This is a genomic window from Bradyrhizobium sp. SZCCHNR1017, assembly GCF_032381375.1.
GTDB lineage: Bacteria > Pseudomonadota > Alphaproteobacteria > Rhizobiales > Xanthobacteraceae > Bradyrhizobium.
Map to the genome: position 1 here is coordinate 49,547 of NZ_JAUHIR010000019.1, position 17,278 is coordinate 66,824.

A 17,278-nucleotide genomic window follows, 5' to 3' on the forward strand; every position below is an offset into this window, starting at 1 on the left:
CGCAATCAGCCGGAGCGCGGTCGAGCGCCCGCCCTGCGCGGGGTCCCCGCCATCTTTGCGCGATTCGCTCGAGAAAACAGGTAGGAGACTGACGAGCGACCCGATCCGGACCTCGTTAGGGCTGCTTCCTTCCGGACCTGACCCGGTTGGCGAGTGGCTCGTCCACCGCCAATCTCCCGCTGCCTATTTGGGGCCAAACGGTCAGGAAAGCAAGCGCGAGCTTCGCCGGCCTAGTCTACCGCCCCGCGGGCTTGTGCCGCAGCTCGGAAAGGCTTTAGGTGCCCGCGAGCTCCCCACCTGACCATCCGCCAGGAACCGCCGCATGCCCGAATCAGCCTGGTCGCTGCATCCGCAACTTGCGAAGGATACGATCGACATTGGCGACCTGCCGCTGTCCCGCGTGCTGGTGATCAAGGACGCGAACTATCCTTGGCTGCTGCTGGTGCCGCGGCGCGAGGGCGCGGTCGAGATCATCGATCTCGACGAGGTCGCGCAGGCGCAGCTGATGACCGAGATCACGCGGGCATCACGCGCGCTCAAAGAGATCACCAAATGCGACAAGCTCAACGTCGCCGCGCTCGGCAACATGGTGCCGCAGTTGCACGTCCACATCATCGCACGACGCACAAGTGACGTGGCCTGGCCGCGACCGGTGTGGGGCGCCGCGCCGCCTGTGCCCCACGATGCGCAGGAGGTGCAGCAGTTCATCAGCGCTATCAGGCGCAAGATCTGGCTAGGGTGAGAGATGTCGCCATTCGACTTGTTTCCGTTGGGCAAGCCGGCCTTCGTCGGCCATCCGATCGATCGCGCCGCCCATCTGCGCTTCCATGACGAGAGGCTGCTCGGCTTCGAGAGCAAGCCGTCGACGCGGGCCTATGTCGTGCATCGCGATTCGCTGGTGCTGAAGCGCGAGGGCGACAAGCTGCGCGCGCTGCTGTCGATCGACGAGGCGCTGAAGTTCGGTGCCAATCCGGGAACGATCTTCCTCGGGCTGCAGGACGAAGCGGCGGTGTTCGGCATGGGCATCTCGCCGGCGGCCGTCGAGAAGCTCGCCGGGCGCGACGATGTGGCGGTCACCGAGCTGCGCGGGGTGGCGATGCAGGGCGCGATCCCGGTCGACCAGTTGGCGACGATCGCGATGGCGAAGTCCCTGGTATCATGGCATCAGCGCCACGGCTTCTGCGCAAATTGCGGCGCCAAGACCGCGATGCGCGAGGGCGGCTGGAAGCGCGAATGCCCGAGCTGCAAGACGGAGCATTTCCCGCGCACCGATCCGGTCGTGATCTCGCTGGTCGCCTCGGGCGACAAGTGCCTGCTCGGGCGGCAGAAGCAGTTTCCGGCCGGCATGTATTCCTGCCTCGCCGGCTTCGTCGAGGCGGCTGAGACGATCGAGGACGCCGTCCGGCGCGAGGTGTTCGAAGAATCGGGCATTCGCTGTACCGACGTGACCTATTACATGACCCAGCCTTGGCCCTATCCGTCGTCGTTGATGATCGGTTGCAGCGCCCGGGCGCTCAACGAAGACATCGTCATCGACCGCACCGAGCTCGAGGACGTGCGCTGGTTCAGCCGCGACGAGGCCCGGCAGATGCTGCTGCGGCAGCATCCGGATGGCTTGGCGGGACCGCATCCGTTCGCCATTGCGCATCATCTGGTCGGCCGCTGGCTGAAGGAGAACGACGAGCGGTAACAGGAAACCAGCCCGGCCCTCTGCGGAAACGGCCAGACCCGGCCGCAAAGGGCTGAACGGCCGATCCTTGCCTTGGAACGATTTTCTCTATATGAGGGTTTTATAGCCTTCCTATGGAACAAGTTTCTCCATGACCGATGTCGCCGCCCAAGGCTCCGAGGCCAATCGCCGGCTCGATGCCATTGACCGCAAGATTCTGATGGTCCTGCAGGAGGACGCATCGCTGTCCGTCGCCGAGATCGGCGATCGGGTCGGATTGTCGTCGACGCCGTGCTGGAAGCGCATCCAGCGGCTGGAGGCCGATGGCGTGATCCTGCGCCGGGTGGCCCTGGTCGATCAGAACAAGATCGGGCTCGGCATCTCCGTGTTCGTGTCGGTGGAGAGTGCCGACCATTCCGAGGCCTGGCTGCGCAAATTCGCCGAGGCCGTCAGCTCGATGCCGGAGGTGATGGAGTTCTACCGGATGGCCGGCGACGTCGACTACATGCTGCGCGTCGTCGTTGCGGACATGCAGAGCTACGATGTCTTCTACAAGAAGCTGATCAGCGCGGTGCCCCTGAAGAACGTCACCTCGCGCTTCGCCATGGAGAAGATCAAGTCGGTCACGGCGCTGCCGGTGCCGCCGGTCTGAGCCGAGCATTCCGGGCCGCTTGGACGTTGCAGCGCCGGCGTCCCGAACTCCAGTCGTCATCCCTAACGAACGTTTACCGGAAGTTATTCCCATCCCTCTATTCTTGGATGTGATGACGTCCGGTGCAACCATACCTCAGTCTTCGCGCCCGTGGCTCAATGCCACGGCGCTTCTGATCGCGAGCTTTGTCGCGGTCGCAGCGCTGTCACTCCAAGTGCGCGCGGGGAGCGAAATCGTGGCCGTCGCTTTCCCACCTTGGTGGAGCGCGCACCACGCGATGCTCGCTGCGGCCTCGGCTGACGCCGCGCTCGTGCGCACAACGACCATTTCATCGCTGCTGGTCGTTCGTCCCGGCGAACACGACGGCTCGGCGCGGCTGCGCGAGGCCGGAGCTTGGCTCATCATCGATCCGCAGGCGGTCTCCGCCTGCTTTGCAAAATGATCTCTTTGGGGGAATCGGAAATGACCGTCGAGACCAGCGATCTGGCAACCCTCCGGCACACGACCAGCAAGCTTCTGCTGGCGGTACTCTGGGTTCACGTTCCGCTCTCCCTCATCATCGGGCTGTCGCGCGGCGACTGGCTGATGCCGACCATGCTCATGGTCGTCATGGCGGTGGTGGCGACCCTTTCCTGGCGCAGCGCCGGCGACACCTTGTCGACCCAGCTCACGGTCGCAGTCGCCGTCATGGGCGGCGTATCCGTGCTTGTCTACCAGATGTCCGGACATGCCTGGCAGATCGACATGCACATGTATTTTTTCGCCGCGCTCGCCTGTCTGGTCGCATATTGCGACTACCGGCCGATCCTGGCCGGCACCGTCGCCGTCGCGCTTCACCATCTGGTCCTGAACTTCGTCTTTCCTGCAGCGATCTACCCGGGCGGCGCTGATTTCGGCCGCGTTGTGCTGCATGCGGTCATCCTGCTGATCGAGGCCGGTGTTCTCATCGCCCTTGCGCTCAAGCTGACGCAGTTGTTCGAAACCAGCGCGCGCAAGACCGCGGAAGCCGAATCGGCGATCGCTGCCGAGGCGCGCGCCACCGCCGAGCGGTTCGAGGCCGAGCAACGCGTCAAGCAGCAGGCCGATCTTGCCCGTCGCGAGCTCGCAGAAGGCTTCGAGCGCAAGATCGGCGGCATCGTCGAGGCGGTTGCCATCGCCGCCAACGAGATGCAGAGCCTGTCCTCGTCGATGAGCCGGAGCAGCGCGGAGTCCTCGCGCCAGACGTCGGCCGCGGCCGGCGCCTCGCAACAGGCGTCGACCAATGTCGAGACGGTCGCTGCCGCAACGGAAGAGCTGACTGCGTCCATCAACAGTATCTCACAGCAGGTGACGCGGTCGGCGGAGATCGCCGCGAAAGCGGCGGACGAAGCTCGCCGCACCAACACCGTGGTCGCGAGCCTGGCTGCCGGCACTCAGAAGATCGGCGAGGTGGTGACGCTGATCCAGACGATCGCCAGCCAGACCAACCTGCTGGCGCTGAACGCCACCATTGAGGCGGCGCGCGCCGGCGAGCACGGCAAGGGCTTTGCCGTCGTGGCAAGCGAGGTCAAGGCGCTCGCCAACCAGACCGCGAAGGCCACCGAGGAAATTTCCAGCCAGGTGCAGAGCATCCAGAGCGCAACGGGTGACGCCGTCTCCGCCATCCAGGCGATCGGGGGAACGATTGCCGAGATCGACGACATCTCCAAGGAGATCGCCACCGCGGTCGAGCAGCAGGGCCTCGCCACCGGAGAAATTTCCGGCAACGTGCAGCAGGCGGCCGAGGGCACGCGGCTGGTCAGCCAAAGCATGGGCAGCGTGACCCGTGCCTCCGACGAGACCGGCAGCGCCGCCTCGCGCCTGCTGGAGTCCGCGACCGGACTCACCTCTCAATCGGCCCGGCTCAAATCCGAGGTCGATCAGTTCCTGAGCTCCCTGAGGGCCGCTTGATCCCATCGAGTAGGATGGGATCAGCGCGAGCATCGGCCCTGGCGGGACATCATCAGCGCGGCCTCAGATCGTCTGGTTGTAGGCGCCGACTTCGGGATGCGTCCGCAGCACCTCGTTGACCGCCTCGAACATGTCGTGCATGCGCCGCTCGGACACCGGGCTTTCGACCACCACCACGAGCTCGGGCTTGTTGGATGACGCTCGCACCAGACCCCAGCTGCCGTCCTCGACGGTGACGCGGACGCCGTTGACGGTGACGAGATCGCGGATCTTCTGCCCCGCCACCTTGCCGCCCTGCTGCTGCAGCGCCTGGAAGTGCTTCACGACAGCGTCGGCGACGCCGTATTTGACCTCGTCGCCACAATGCGGCGACATGGTCGGCGACGACCAGGTCTTTGGCAGCGCGTCCTTCAGGTCGGCCATCGACTTGCCCGGCGCCCGATCGAGCATCTCGCAGATCGCGATCGCCGAGACCAGACCGTCGTCATAGCCTCGCCCGAACGGGCGGTTGAAGAAGAAGTGCCCCGACTTCTCGAAGCCGGCGAGCGCACCGAGCTCGTTGGTGCGGCGCTTCATGTAGGAATGGCCTGTCTTCCAGTAGGCGGTCTTTGCGCCCTGCGCCTGCAGCACCGGATCGGTCATGAACAGGCCGGTTGACTTCACGTCGACGACGAACTGCGCGTCCTTGTGGATCGCCGACATGTCGCGCGCCAGCATCACGCCGACCTTGTCGGCGAAGATCTCCTCGCCGGTATTGTCGACCACGCCGCAGCGATCGCCGTCGCCATCGAAGCCGAGGCCGACATCGGCCTCGTGCGCGAGCACGGCATCGCGGATGGCGTGCAGCATCTCCATGTCTTCGGGATTGGGATTGTATTTCGGGAAGGTGTGATCGAGCTCGGTGTCGAGCGGGACAACCTCGCAGCCGATCGCCTCCAGCACCTGCGGCGCGAACGCGCCCGCGGTGCCGTTGCCGCAGGCCGCGACCACCTTCAGCCTGCGCTTCAGCTTGGGACGGCTGGTGAGGTCGGCGATGTAGCGCGCCGGATAATTCTCATGGAACTGATAGGAGCCGCCGCTGCCATTCTTGAACGCGGCCTCGAGCACGATCTCCTTGAGCCGGGTCATCTCTTCGGGGCCGAAGGTGAGCGGGCGGTTGGCCCCCATCTTCACGCCGGTCCAGCCGTTGTCGTTGTGCGAGGCGGTCACCATGGCGACGCAGGGCACGTCGAGGTCGAACTGGGCGAAATAGGCCATCGGCGTCACGGCAAGGCCGATGTCATGCACCTTGCAGCCGGCGGCCATCAGGCCCGAGATCAGGGCGTATTTGATCGAGGCGGAGTAGCCGCGGAAATCGTGCCCGGTCACGATCTCCTGCTTGACGCCGCGTTCGGCGATCAGCGCGCCCAGCCCCATGCCGAGCGCCTGCACCCCCATCAGATTGATCTCCTTGTTGAACAGCCAACGCGCGTCATATTCGCGGAAGCCCGTCGGCTTCACCATCGGCTCGGATTCGAAGGCGTAGGTATTGGGAACCAGGACGGGCTTGGGTTTCGGAAACATCAGGAGACGGCCTCGGCAATATCACATCAATGGAAGAAGGCATTCGTGCTTAGCACGACGTCAGACAGCAGTGTCAGAAGGCAGAGGAATGCAGGCAACAATCGGGCAGGACCGCTCGAGCAGGCCACCCGACGAACTATTCAATGACTGCGACTCGGGATCGGCCTGCCTGCCGGTATGTGGGGGCCGGTGACGCGCGAAACAACATTCCGCTTCGGTGCAGCCTACTGCTCCAGCACCATCTGGCCGTTGGCGTAGGCGAAACGCTTCAGCTTGGACAGGAACGACAGGCCGAGCAGATTCTCCGACAGCGCCGTATCGGGCAGCACCAGGGCATCGACGTCACGCACGGTGAGCTCGCCGAGCTCGACCATCGCAAGCCTGGCCCGGGCGGCCTTCACGGTGCCGTTGGCCGTGGTCACGGTGGCGGTGTAGTCGCCGCGCGCCGGACGCAGGCCGAAACGGGCGGCCGAGCTCTCGTTCAGCGCGACCATCGAGGCGCCGGTATCGACCATGAAGCTGATGCGCTGGCCGTCGATGCGGCCGTCGGCGCGGAAGTGACCGCGGCGGTCGGTCGGAATGCTCAGGCTGCGCTGGCCCGCAGCAGGCGGTTCCGCCGTGGCAACCCGCGCGGACGGCGTCGCGGATGCCGACGCGGGGGTCAGGCGATCGGCCAGTTGCGCCATGAAGGTGCCGAGACCGACGAGAACGGCCGCGAAGATCATTATGTTACGCATGACGCAAACGCCCGACTTTACCCCGCAACCGATTTGACCATCAAAGCCGCTGACGGGCGACTGCGAGTGACCGGCTGCCGCCGCCATTTTGGCGAAAACGATGAGTGAAGCGTTAACGACAACGACGGCGGCGGTACAATTTGCATGAGCTACGTCCCCCGCGGCTTGGCCCGCCGGGTCGGCTCGGCATGGGCCGGATCGTCGGGCCAAGGATGGCGCGGATAGCGGCCGCGCAGGTCGGTGCGGACCGCGGCATAGGAGCCGCGCCAGAAGCCGGGCAGATCGCGCGTCACCTGCACCGGCCGCTGCGCCGGCGACAGCAGCTCCAGCACCAGGGGCACCGCGCCGCGCGCGATCGAGGGATGGACGTTCAGGCCGAACAGCTCCTGCAGCCGCACCGCGATGGTGGGCCCCTGCTCGGCCTCGTAGTCGATCGCCAGCATGGTGCCGGTCGGCGCCTCGAAATGGGTCGGCGCCTCCCGATCGAGCCGGGCGCGGAGATCCCAGGGCAGCAGCGCCATCACGGCGTCGGAGACGTCGCCGGGCGATATGTCCTTGAGCGAGGTCTTGTCGGCGAGCAGCGGCACCAGCCAGTCCTCGCGCCGCTCGGCCAGGCCCGCCTCCGACAGGTCCGGCCAACTGTCGCCTTCCGCCTTGCGCAGGAAGGTGACGCGGTCACGCCACTGCCTGGCGGCCTTCGACCAGGGCAGCCGGTCGAGCCCAGCCGCGCAGATCCCCTCCGCGAAGATGCGCGCGGTCTCCTCCGACGGCGTCAGCGCGACTGGCGCATCGGCCATGGTGATCGCATGCAGCTTGCGCCGGCGGCGCGCCCGCAACGCCATCGCGTTTTGATCGAAGCTGACCTCGTCTCTCGCTTCGATATGTGCAGCAAAATGCCGCTCGATATCCTCGATCGCCAGCGGCGCCGCCAGCAGGATGCGGCCGCTGGCCGCCGTTCCCGTCAGCTCACCGACCGCGATATAGGGCACGCGCGCCAGCGACGAGGCGGGGTCGACGGCGGCGCCGCGGCCATTGGCGAGCACGAAGCTGCCATTGCCGCGATTGCGCGCGACCCGGTCGGGAAAGGCGAAGGCGAGCATCAGGCCGGTGGAGATGTCCGCGTCTCCGGCGCGGGCGGACGCGGACGACACCTGCTGCGCCCACCGCCGCGCCAGATCGCGGGCACTTTGCGCGCGCGGCGAGCGGTCGCGGCGGAACTGATCGAGCCGCACCTCGAGATCAACGCTGTCGCCGCCCAGCCCGCGCTCGGTCAGGATGGCGGCGATGTCGGCGGCCTGCGCCGCCGCGCCGTGGTCCGCGGCATCGACGATCATCCGCGCCAGCCGCGGCGGCAGCGCCAGCGCCCGCAGCCGCCGGCCCTCGTTGGTCAGCCTGCCATCGGCATCGAGCGCATCGAGCTCGCGCAGCAGGTCCCTTGCCTCCTTCCAAGCCGGTTGCGGCGGCGGATCGAGGAAGCTCAGCGCGGAGGGGTCACTGACACCCCATTGCGCCAGATCGAGCACCAGCGAGGACAGGTCGGCGCTGAGGATTTCCGGCTGCGTATAGGCCGCCAGCGAGGCCGTCTGCGGCTCGTCCCATAGCCGGTAGCAGACGCCAGGCTCGGTGCGGCCGGCGCGGCCGCGGCGCTGATCGACGGCGGCGCGCGACGCCCGCACCGTCTCCAGCCTGGTGAGGCCGATGTCCGGCTCGTAGCGCGGCACCCGGGCGAGGCCGGAATCGACCACGATGCGGACGCCTTCGATGGTCAGCGAAGTCTCGGCAATCGACGTCGCCAGCACCACCTTGCGCTGCCCTTTCGGGGCGGGCGAGATGGCGCGGTCCTGGACGGCGGAATCGAGTGCGCCGAACAGCGGCACGATCTCAACGCTGGCATCATGAACGCGCTCTGCGAGCATGGTCTGGGTACGCCGGATCTCGGCCGCGCCCGGCAGGAAGGCGAGCACGGAGCCGGCATCGGCGCGCAGCGCGGTGGCGATGGTCTCGGCCATCTGGCGCTCGACCGGCGCATCCGGCTTGCGGCCGACATAACGGGTCTCGACCGGATAGGCGCGGCCCTCGCTCTCGACCACCGGCGCATCGCCGAGCAGTCTGGCGACGCGGGCGCCGTCGAGCGTCGCCGACATCACGAGGATACGGAGATCCTCGCGCAGCCCCTGCTGCGCATCGCGCGCCAATGCGAGGCCGAGATCGGCGTCGAGCGAGCGCTCGTGGAATTCGTCGAACAGCACGGCAGCGACGCCGGTCAGTTCGGGATCATCGAGGATCTGCCGGGTGAAGATGCCCTCGGTGACGACCTCGATGCGGGTCGCGCGCGAGACCTTCGAGCCGAACCGCACGCGATAGCCGACGGTGTCGCCTACGCGCTCGCCGAGCGACTTCGCCATCCGCTCGGCGCTGGCGCGGGCCGCGATCCGGCGGGGCTCCAGCACGATGATCTTCTTAGTCCCGACCCACGGCGCATCACGCAAGGCCAGCGGCACCCGCGTGGTCTTGCCGGCGCCGGGCGGCGCCACCAGCACGGCGGTGTTGCTGCGTTCGAGCGCGCCGGACAGTTCGTCCAGCACGGCATCGATGGGCAGCGGTGTGTCGAAGCGAAAGGGCAATAGCAGTAACCCGTCATCACCCGCGAAGGCGGATGATCCAGTAAGCGCAAATCTCGCGGATCACGAAGATCGGGCGTACTGGATACCCCGCCTGCGCGGGGTATGACAATGCCATGTCAACCGCCCTTCACCGATGGCCTGCCGATGCTCTCGTAGACGAAGCCGTGAGCGGCCATCTCGTCGGGGCGGTAGACATTGCGCAAATCGACGACGACCGGATGCGCCATCACCTCCTTGAGGCGATCGAGATCCATGGCGCGGTACTGCACCCATTCGGTGACCAGCACGATCGCATCGGCGCCGGTCGCGCACTCATAGGGATCGTCGTAGTAGGCGATCTCCGGCAGCTCCTTCTTGGCCTGCTCGATGCCGACGGGATCATGCGCGCGGACCTTGGCGCCCATGTCGAGCAGACCGGTCACCAGCGGGATCGACGGTGCCTCGCGCATGTCGTCGGTCTCCGGCTTGAAGGTGAGGCCGAGCACCGCGACCGTCTTGCCGCGCAGATTGCCGCCGACGGCATGCGCCACCTTGCGCGCCATCGCGCGCTTGCGGTTGTCGTTCACCGCCAGCACCGATTCGACGATGCGCAGCTGCGTGTCGTAGTCCTGCGCGATCTTGATCAGCGCACGCGTGTCCTTCGGGAAGCACGAGCCGCCGAAGCCCGGACCGGCATGCAGGAACTTGGAGCCGATGCGGTTGTCGAGACCGATGCCGCGCGCCACCTCCTGCACGTCGGCGCCGACCTTCTCGGCGAGATCGGCGACCTCGTTGATGAAGGTGATCTTGGTGGCGAGGAACGCATTGGCGGCGTATTTGATCAGCTCGGCGGTGCGGCGCTCGGTGTACATCATCGGCGCCTGGTTCAACGACAGCGGGCGATAGATGTCGCCGAGCACCTTGCGGCCACGCTCGTCCGCGGTGCCGACGACGATGCGATCCGGCCATTTGAAATCGCGGATCGCAGCACCCTCGCGCAGAAATTCCGGATTGGAGGCGACGACGACATCGGCCGTCGGATTGGTCTCGCGGATGATGCGCTCGACCTCGTCGCCGGTGCCGACCGGCACCGTCGACTTCGTCACAACCACGGTGAAGCCGGTGAGCGAGGCCGCGATCTCGCGCGCGGCGGCATAGACGTAGGTGAGGTCGGCGTGTCCGTCGCCGCGCCGCGACGGCGTACCAACCGCGATGAAAACGGCGTCGGCCTCCGCGACCGGCTGCTTGAGGTCCGTGGTGAAATCGAGCCGCTTGGCCTTGACGTTGGCCGCGACCAGCGCATCCAGGCCGGGCTCGAAGATCGGGATTTCTCCGCGATGCAGCGCGGCGATCTTGCTCTCGTCCTTGTCCACGCAGGTCACCTGGTGACCGAAATCGGCGAAGCAGGCACCGGACACCAGACCCACATAGCCCGTGCCGATCATCGCAATTCGCATCGAAACCCATCCTTCAAGGTTAATACTTTCGCGTCTTAAACCATTTGCGGTTCAAGGGGAATTTAGAAAACGGCATGACGTTTGGATGACAAGGAGGAGTATTAACGGCTCTGCCCGACAATGCGGCAGCTCCGCGCCAAAGAGGGACAGCATGACCGCGAATGGTACGCCGAAAACGGCCGGAACCGAGACGCGCATCGACTGGGTGGACTACGCCAAGGGTATCTGCATCATCATGGTGGTGATGATGCACTCGGTGCTCGGCGTCGAGCTCGCCGCCGGCGAGACCGGCTTCATGCACGCCGTCGTCGCCTTCGCCAAGCCGTTCCGGATGCCCGACTTCTTCCTGATTTCCGGCCTGTTTCTGCCACTGGTGATCGACCGGGACTGGCGTACCTATCTCGACCGCAAGGTGGTGCATTTCGCCTACTTCTACGTGCTGTGGGTGACCATCCAGTTCGGCTTCAAGGCGCCCGGCTTCGCCGCCGCGTCCGGCTGGCCGCACGCCGGCTACCTGTACCTGGAATCCTTCATCGAGCCGTTCGGCACGCTGTGGTTCATCTATCTGCTGCCGATCTTCTTCGTCGTCATCAAACTGACACGAAAGCTGCCGGCGCCGGTGATCTGGGGCGTCGCGGCCGGCCTCGAAATGGCGCACATCGTCACCGGCTGGACCGTGATCGACGAATTCTGCGCCCGCTTCGTCTACATCTATTCGGGCTATCTGTTCGCGCCTGCCATCTTCGCGCTGTCGGATCGCGCGCGGGCGCAGCCGATGCTCGCCATCGTCGGCCTGCTCGCCTGGGCGGTGATCAACCAGTCGCTGGTGAACCTCGGTGTCAGCGAATGGCCGGCTGCCTCCCTCATGCTCGGCTATGCCGGCGCCGTCGCCATCATCGTCGCCGGCACGCTGCTGGCGCGCGCGCAGCTCCTCAACGCATTGCGGTTCTGCGGCGAGCATTCGATCGTGATCTATCTCGCCTTCTTCCTGCCGATGGCGGCGACCCGCACCTTGTTGCTGAAGACGGGCGCCATCGCCGACATCGGCACGATCTCCCTGCTCGTGACCATCGCCGGCGTGCTCGGCGCGCTCGCGATCTGGCGCCTCGCGTTGCGCCTCGGCGCACGCTTCCTGTTCGAGCGCCCGATCGCATTCTGGATCGCGCCGCCGAAGCCAAGAGCCGTGTTGCAGCCGGCGGAGTAGCGTCACCGTCAGGGCACCAGAAGCAGCGCGCCACGGCTGCGGCCGCTCTCCAGATCGATATGGGCCTCGACGACCCGCGCCAGCGGATACACGGTGCCGTGGCCGACGAGATCGCCATTGGCGAGCGCGGCGAGAACCGTCGCCGCATCCCTGCGATAGTCGGCGACATCGTTGACATGGGCCATCACGCTCGGGCGTGCCAGCGACAGGCTGCGGCGCGGCCCCAGCTCCTCGACGGCAAGGCTTGGAATTGGACCGCCGGACTGACCGATGCTGGCGACCGTCCCGAACGGCCTGACGCAGGCGAGCGTTTGCGCAAGCGTCTTGCCGCCGACGCCATCGTAGGCGACATCGACGCCGCGCCCGTCGGTCAATCGCTTCACGGCATCGACAAAGTCAGCATCCCGGCCGACGATCAGATGGCGCGCGCCGGCGGCACGCGCGAGCTCCGCCTTGGCCTCCGAGCTCACCGTGCCGATGACGGTCGCGCCGCGCAGCCGAGCCATTCGCGTCAGCACCTGGCCGAGCCCGCCGGCGGCACTGTGCACCAACAGCGTCGTTCCGGCTCCGACGGCATAGGTACGATTGAGCAGCATCACCGCGGTGATGCCTTTCAGCAGGGTCGACGCAGCGCTCGCTTCAGACACGGCGTCGGGCAGCGGCATCGCGCGCCAGGCGGGCAGATTTCGCTCCGAGGCATAGGCGCCGACCGGGGCGCCGGCATAGGCGACGCGGTCGCCGACGGACAACTCTGTCACGTCCGCGCCTTTCGCCGTCACGATCCCCGCCCCTTCGACCCCAGGAATTCCATCGGGCAGCGGATAGAGGCCGCTGCGCTGATAGATATCGATGAAGTTCACGCCGATCGCGGTGTGGCGCAGCCGGATCTCGTTGGCGCCCGGCGCCGGCAGCTCAACATTCTCCAACACCAGATTCTCCGCGCCACCCGGTGCCTTCAGTCGAACGATAGCAACCATGCCCGTCTCCACACATCTTGCCTTGATCCGGACAGTGTGGTCAGCGTTGGCATTCTGCGGAATTGCCCAATTTGGCTCCCCTATTGTGAATATTCGAACATGCGGATCGACTGGACCGACCTTCACCACTTCGTGACGCTGGCCCGCGAGGGCACGCTGTCGGCCGCCGCACGTGGTCTCGGCGTCGATCATGTCACGGTGGCCCGCCGGGTCGCGGCCCTGGAACGGGCCACCGGGCTGAAGCTGGTCGACCGCCGAGCGCGGGCCTATGAGCTGACCGAGGACGGCCGCCGCCTCGCCGCGGCCGCCGGCCCGATGGAGCAGGCCGCGTTCGCGATCGAGCGCGCCGTGGTCGCATCGCGTCCCGGTCTGGCCGGTGAGGTCTCGGTCAGCGCGCCGCCGACGCTCGCCAACAGGCTGATCGCGCCACGGCTGGTCGAGCTGCACCGGCGGCATCCCGCCATCATCATCAAGCTCATCGGCGAGAAGCGCAGCGCCTCGCTCAACCGACGGGAAGCCGACATCGCTCTGCGACTGTCCCGTCCCGACGAGCCCGGCCTGATCGCACGCAAGATCGGCCGCTTCGGCTTCAACCTCTACGGCGCGCCGCACTATCTCAAGCAGACGCCGCAGCATGCGCTCGGATTCATCGCCTATGATGCCAGCATGGACTCGGCACCCCAGCAGCAATGGCTGAAGGCGGTCGCCGGGCAGCGCCCGATCGTGTTTCGGAGCAGCGATCTCGAGAGCCAGGCCGCAGCGGCGCGCGCAGGGCTGGGGCTCGCCGCCCTGCCGCATTTTCTCGGCGATCATGATCCCGACCTCACCCGCTTCGAAGCCGGCGCGGCCATCAGCAGGGACATCTGGCTCATCGTTCATCGCGACCTCAGGCGCACACCCCTCATTCGCGCCGTCATGGAGTTCCTGACCCGCTGCGTCCGACCGGACTGAGGGGCGGAAAAATCCGGTGCGCATGGCGTCGTCACGGCTGTCAATGCGAGCGAAAATCCCTACATTGCGGCCATGCCCAAAGCTCCCCAGAAAGCCGCCGCCACGCCCGCCGCCCCTGTGCCTACCGCCGCCAAGAATTTGGCGAAGGGCGCGGCCAACGGCGACCATGTGTTCCTGGTCGACGGCTCGTCCTACATCTTCCGCGCCTATCACGCGCTGCCGCCGCTCAACCGCAAGTCCGACGGGCTGCAGGTCAATGCCGTGCTCGGCTTCTGCAACATGCTGTGGAAGCTGCTGCGCGACATGCCCGAGACCGACCGACCGACGCATCTGGCCATCGTGTTCGACAAGTCCGAGGTCACGTTCCGCAACAAGATCTACGCCGACTACAAGGCGCACCGGCCGCCGGCGCCCGACGACCTGATCCCGCAATTCGCGCTGATCCGCGAGGCCGTCCGCGCCTTCGACCTGCCGTGCCTGGAGCAGTCGGGCTTCGAGGCGGACGACCTGATCGCGACTTATGCGCGGCTTGCCTGCGAGCGCGGCGCCACCACCACCATCGTGTCCTCCGACAAGGATTTGATGCAGCTCGTCAACGACTGCGTCACGATGTACGACACGATGAAGGACCGACGCATCGGGGTCGCCGAGGTGATCGAGAAGTTCGGCGTGCCGCCGGAGAAGGTCGTCGAGGTGCAGGCGCTGGCCGGCGATTCCACCGACAACGTGCCGGGCGTGCCCGGCATCGGCATCAAGACCGCCGCGCAGTTGATCACCGACTATGGCGATCTCGAAGGCCTGCTGACGCGCGCGGGCGAGATCAAGCAGCCGAAGCGGCGCGAGGCGCTGATCGAGAACGCCGAGAAGGCGCGGATCTCGCGCCAGTTGGTGCTGCTCGACGACAAGGTCGTGCTCGATGTGCCACTCGACGACCTCGCGGTGCACGAGCCCGATCCGCGCAAGCTGATCGCCTTCCTCAAGGCGATGGAGTTCACCACGCTGACGCGCCGCGTCGCCGAGTATTCGCACATCGATCCGGCCGACGTGTCGGCGGATGAACAGTTGAAGAGTGGTGCGGGCACTGCTGCCTCTGTTTCCTCCCCCCTTGTGGGGGAGGGTCAGGGAGGGGGGCGCCCCACGAACGGTGCCGCCGCAGCCCCCCCTTCCCCAGCCAAGGGGGGAGGGAGCTCTAGAGGCGGTGACCCGCGCACCGACAAGTCGGCGATGAGCAAAGGCACCCCCGCCAGCCTCGCCGAGTCCAGGGCCGAGGCGGCCAAGAGCGCGCGGATCGATCGCGATAAATATCAGACCGTGCGCACCGTACCGGAGCTGAATGCGTGGCTCGCCCGCGTCCATGACTTCGGTCGGGTCACCATCGACGTCAAGGCCAGCTCGATCGATCCGATGCAGGCCAGCCTGTGCGGCATCGCGTTGGCGCTGGCGCCGAACGACGCCTGCTACATCCCGCTGGCGCATCGCCAGGCCGGCGATGGCGGCGGCCTGTTCGATGCCGGGCTCGCACCTGGCCAGATCAGGGACAGCGAGGCGCTCGCTGCCCTGACCCCCATCCTGGAATCGGCCGGCCTGCTCAAGATCGGCTTCAACATCAAGTTCACGGCCGTGATGCTGGCGCAGGCCGGCATCACCCTGACCAACACCGACGACGTGCAGCTGATGAGCTACGCACTGGATGCCGGACGTGGATCGCAGAAGCTCGACTCGCTGTCCGAGCACGTGCTCGGACACGCCATGATCAGTGAAGGTGAGCTGATCGGGAGCGGCCGGAACAAGCTGACCTTCGAGCAGGTCGCCATCGATCGCGCGACCGCGCATTCCGCCGAAGCCGCCGATGTCATCCATCGGGTCTGGCGCGTGCTGAAGCCGCGCCTCACGGCGGAGCGCATGACCGCGGTCTACGAGACCCTGGAGCGGCCGCTGGTGTCGGTGCTGGCGCGCATGGAGCGGCGCGGCATCTCGATCGACCGCCAGGTGCTGTCGCGCCTGTCCGGCGACTTCGCCCAGACCGCGGCGCGCGTCGAGGCCGAGTTGCAGGAGCTGGCCGGCGAGCCGATCAATGTCGGCAGCCCCAAGCAGATCGGCGACATCCTGTTCGGCAAGATGGGCCTGTCGGGCGGCACCAAGACCAAGACCGGCGCCTGGTCGACCTCTGCCTCCATCCTCGATGATCTCGCCGAGCAGGGCAACGATTTCGCGCGCAAGATCCTGGAATGGCGCCAGGTCTCGAAGCTGAAATCGACCTATACCGATGCGCTGCCGACCTATGTCAACCCGCAGACGCATCGCGTGCACACCACTTACGCGCTGGCGGCGACCACCACCGGCCGGCTGTCGTCGAACGAGCCGAATCTGCAGAACATCCCGGTGCGGACCGAAGATGGCCGCAAGATCCGCCGCGCCTTCATCGCGACGCCGGGCCATAAGCTGGTGTCGGCCGACTACTCGCAGATCGAGTTGCGGCTGCTCGCGGAGATCGCCGACATCCCCGTGCTGAAGCAGGCGTTCAAGGACGGCCTCGACATTCATGCGATGACGGCATCCGAGATGTTCGGCGTGCCGATCAAGGACATGCCGAGCGAGGTCCGCCGCCGCGCCAAGGCGATCAATTTCGGCATCATCTACGGCATCTCCGCCTTCGGCCTCGCCAACCAGCTCGGCATCGCCCGCGAGGAGGCCTCGGCCTACATCAAGCGCTATTTCGAGCGCTTCCCCGGCATTCGCGACTACATGGACGCGACCAGGGAATTCTGCCGCAAGCACGGCTATGTCACCACGTTGTTCGGCCGCAAGTGCCATTACCCCGAGATCAAGGCCTCCAACGCCTCGGTGCGCGCCTTCAACGAGCGCGCCGCGATCAACGCGCGGCTGCAGGGCACCGCGGCCGACATCATCCGGCGCGCCATGACCCGCGTTGAGGAGGCCCTGGCACAAAAGAAGCTGTCGGCTCAGATGCTGCTGCAGGTGCATGACGAACTGATCTTCGAGGTGCCGGACGACGAGGTCGCCGCGACCTTGCCGGTGGTGCAGCACGTCATGCAGGACGCCCCCTTCCCGGCGGTGCTGCTGTCGGTGCCGCTGCATGTCGACGCGCGGGCCGCCGACAATTGGGACGAGGCGCATTGAGCTGATCGCGGTGATCTTCTTCGTCATCGCAAGCGCCGAAATCCGTCCACGAGCGAGATGCCACCCTCCCCTGGAGGGGGAGGGTCGATCGCACGCAAAGCGGGCGAGCGGGGTGGGGTGAGCCGCGGGCGCCGGCGCCTGTGGAGAGATCACCCCACCCCACCTCCCATTCGCTGCGCTCATGAGAGGCCACCCTCCCCCTCCAGGGGAGGGTGGGCAGCGTGCCTCGCAACGCAGCCCTCATACGCATCCGTTTGATGCTCCCCGATACGATGATCATTGGCTGCAACGCGAGCCGTAGACATGCCTCAGCCTTCTCGCAGCATGATTTGCTCGAGGGATGCATGTCGTTCGCCCTCTGAATTTTGCAGAGGGCGCAGGGAAGGCCGGGCCTC

The 17,278-nt window shown here is 66.5% G+C and carries 13 protein-coding genes and 1 other RNA gene; 8 read left to right on the forward strand and 6 right to left on the reverse strand.

Annotated features, from left to right (window positions below; translation table 11 throughout):
* Nucleotides 1–80: 80 nt before the first annotated feature.
* Nucleotides 81–177, reverse strand: an RNA gene (gene ffs / locus QW863_RS31355) — signal recognition particle sRNA small type.
* A gap of 145 nt (nt 178–322) precedes the next feature.
* Here ffs and QW863_RS31360 point away from each other — a divergent pair.
* The 5 genes from QW863_RS31360 to QW863_RS31380 all read left to right on the forward strand — a co-directional run bounded on the left by QW863_RS31360 (nt 323) and on the right by QW863_RS31380 (nt 4,250).
* Nucleotides 323–742 carry an HIT family protein gene (locus tag QW863_RS31360; protein WP_315715346.1) on the forward strand — a complete coding sequence of 140 codons (420 nt, stop codon included), beginning with the start codon at nt 323–325 and terminating at the stop codon, nt 740–742.
* Nucleotides 743–745: 3 nt separating this feature from the next.
* A complete protein-coding gene (nudC, locus tag QW863_RS31365) occupies nt 746–1,690 on the forward strand; it encodes an NAD(+) diphosphatase (RefSeq protein ID WP_315715345.1) in 945 nt (314 codons plus the stop codon).
* Nucleotides 1,691–1,820: 130 nt separating this feature from the next.
* Nucleotides 1,821–2,321 carry an Lrp/AsnC family transcriptional regulator gene (locus QW863_RS31370; RefSeq protein WP_315715344.1) on the forward strand — a complete coding sequence of 167 codons (501 nt, stop codon included), beginning with the start codon at nt 1,821–1,823 and terminating at the stop codon, nt 2,319–2,321.
* Between the two features lie 112 nt (nt 2,322–2,433).
* Nucleotides 2,434–2,763 (forward strand): hypothetical protein, encoded by a 330-nt coding sequence (locus QW863_RS31375; protein WP_315715343.1) that lies wholly within the window; start codon nt 2,434–2,436, stop codon nt 2,761–2,763.
* A 20-nt stretch (nt 2,764–2,783) separates the two neighbouring features.
* Nucleotides 2,784–4,250, forward strand: a complete 1,467-nt coding sequence (locus QW863_RS31380; RefSeq protein WP_315715342.1) for a methyl-accepting chemotaxis protein — start codon at nt 2,784–2,786, stop codon at nt 4,248–4,250.
* 63 nt (nt 4,251–4,313) lie between these two features.
* Here QW863_RS31380 and QW863_RS31385 read toward each other — a convergent pair whose 3' ends face one another.
* The 4 genes from QW863_RS31385 to QW863_RS31400 form a co-directional block, all read right to left on the reverse strand.
* Nucleotides 4,314–5,813, reverse strand: coding sequence for a phosphomannomutase/phosphoglucomutase (locus QW863_RS31385; RefSeq protein WP_315715341.1), 1,500 nt, complete (start codon nt 5,811–5,813; stop codon nt 4,314–4,316).
* Nucleotides 5,814–6,037: 224 nt separating this feature from the next.
* Nucleotides 6,038–6,538 (reverse strand): TIGR02281 family clan AA aspartic protease, encoded by a 501-nt coding sequence (locus tag QW863_RS31390; protein WP_315715436.1) that lies wholly within the window; start codon nt 6,536–6,538, stop codon nt 6,038–6,040.
* 161 nt (nt 6,539–6,699) lie between these two features.
* The gene (gene hrpB / locus QW863_RS31395; protein ID WP_315715340.1) at nt 6,700–9,174 is read right to left on the reverse strand and encodes an ATP-dependent helicase HrpB; all 2,475 of its coding nucleotides are present in this window, start codon (nt 9,172–9,174) and stop codon (nt 6,700–6,702) included.
* Between the two features lie 116 nt (nt 9,175–9,290).
* Complete coding sequence (locus tag QW863_RS31400; protein ID WP_315715339.1) at nt 9,291–10,610, reverse strand: UDP-glucose/GDP-mannose dehydrogenase family protein; 1,320 nt, start codon at nt 10,608–10,610, stop codon at nt 9,291–9,293.
* Nucleotides 10,611–10,761: 151 nt separating this feature from the next.
* Here QW863_RS31400 and QW863_RS31405 point away from each other — a divergent pair, with 151 nt between their 5' ends.
* Nucleotides 10,762–11,814 (forward strand): acyltransferase family protein, encoded by a 1,053-nt coding sequence (locus QW863_RS31405; protein ID WP_315715338.1) that lies wholly within the window; start codon nt 10,762–10,764, stop codon nt 11,812–11,814.
* Between the two features lie 8 nt (nt 11,815–11,822).
* Here the strand turns inward: QW863_RS31405 and QW863_RS31410 are convergent, their stop codons facing one another.
* Complete coding sequence (locus QW863_RS31410; RefSeq protein WP_315715337.1) at nt 11,823–12,791, reverse strand: quinone oxidoreductase; 969 nt, start codon at nt 12,789–12,791, stop codon at nt 11,823–11,825.
* A 99-nt stretch (nt 12,792–12,890) separates the two neighbouring features.
* Between QW863_RS31410 and QW863_RS31415 the strand changes: the two genes are divergently transcribed.
* Nucleotides 12,891–13,742: a LysR family transcriptional regulator gene (locus QW863_RS31415; RefSeq protein WP_315715336.1), complete on the forward strand. Its 852-nt coding sequence runs from the start codon at nt 12,891–12,893 to the stop codon at nt 13,740–13,742.
* Nucleotides 13,743–13,814: 72 nt separating this feature from the next.
* Entirely contained in the window at nt 13,815–16,883 is a 3,069-nt protein-coding gene (gene polA / locus QW863_RS31420; RefSeq protein ID WP_315769671.1) for a DNA polymerase I, read from the forward strand.
* Nucleotides 16,884–17,278 lie beyond the last annotated feature (395 nt).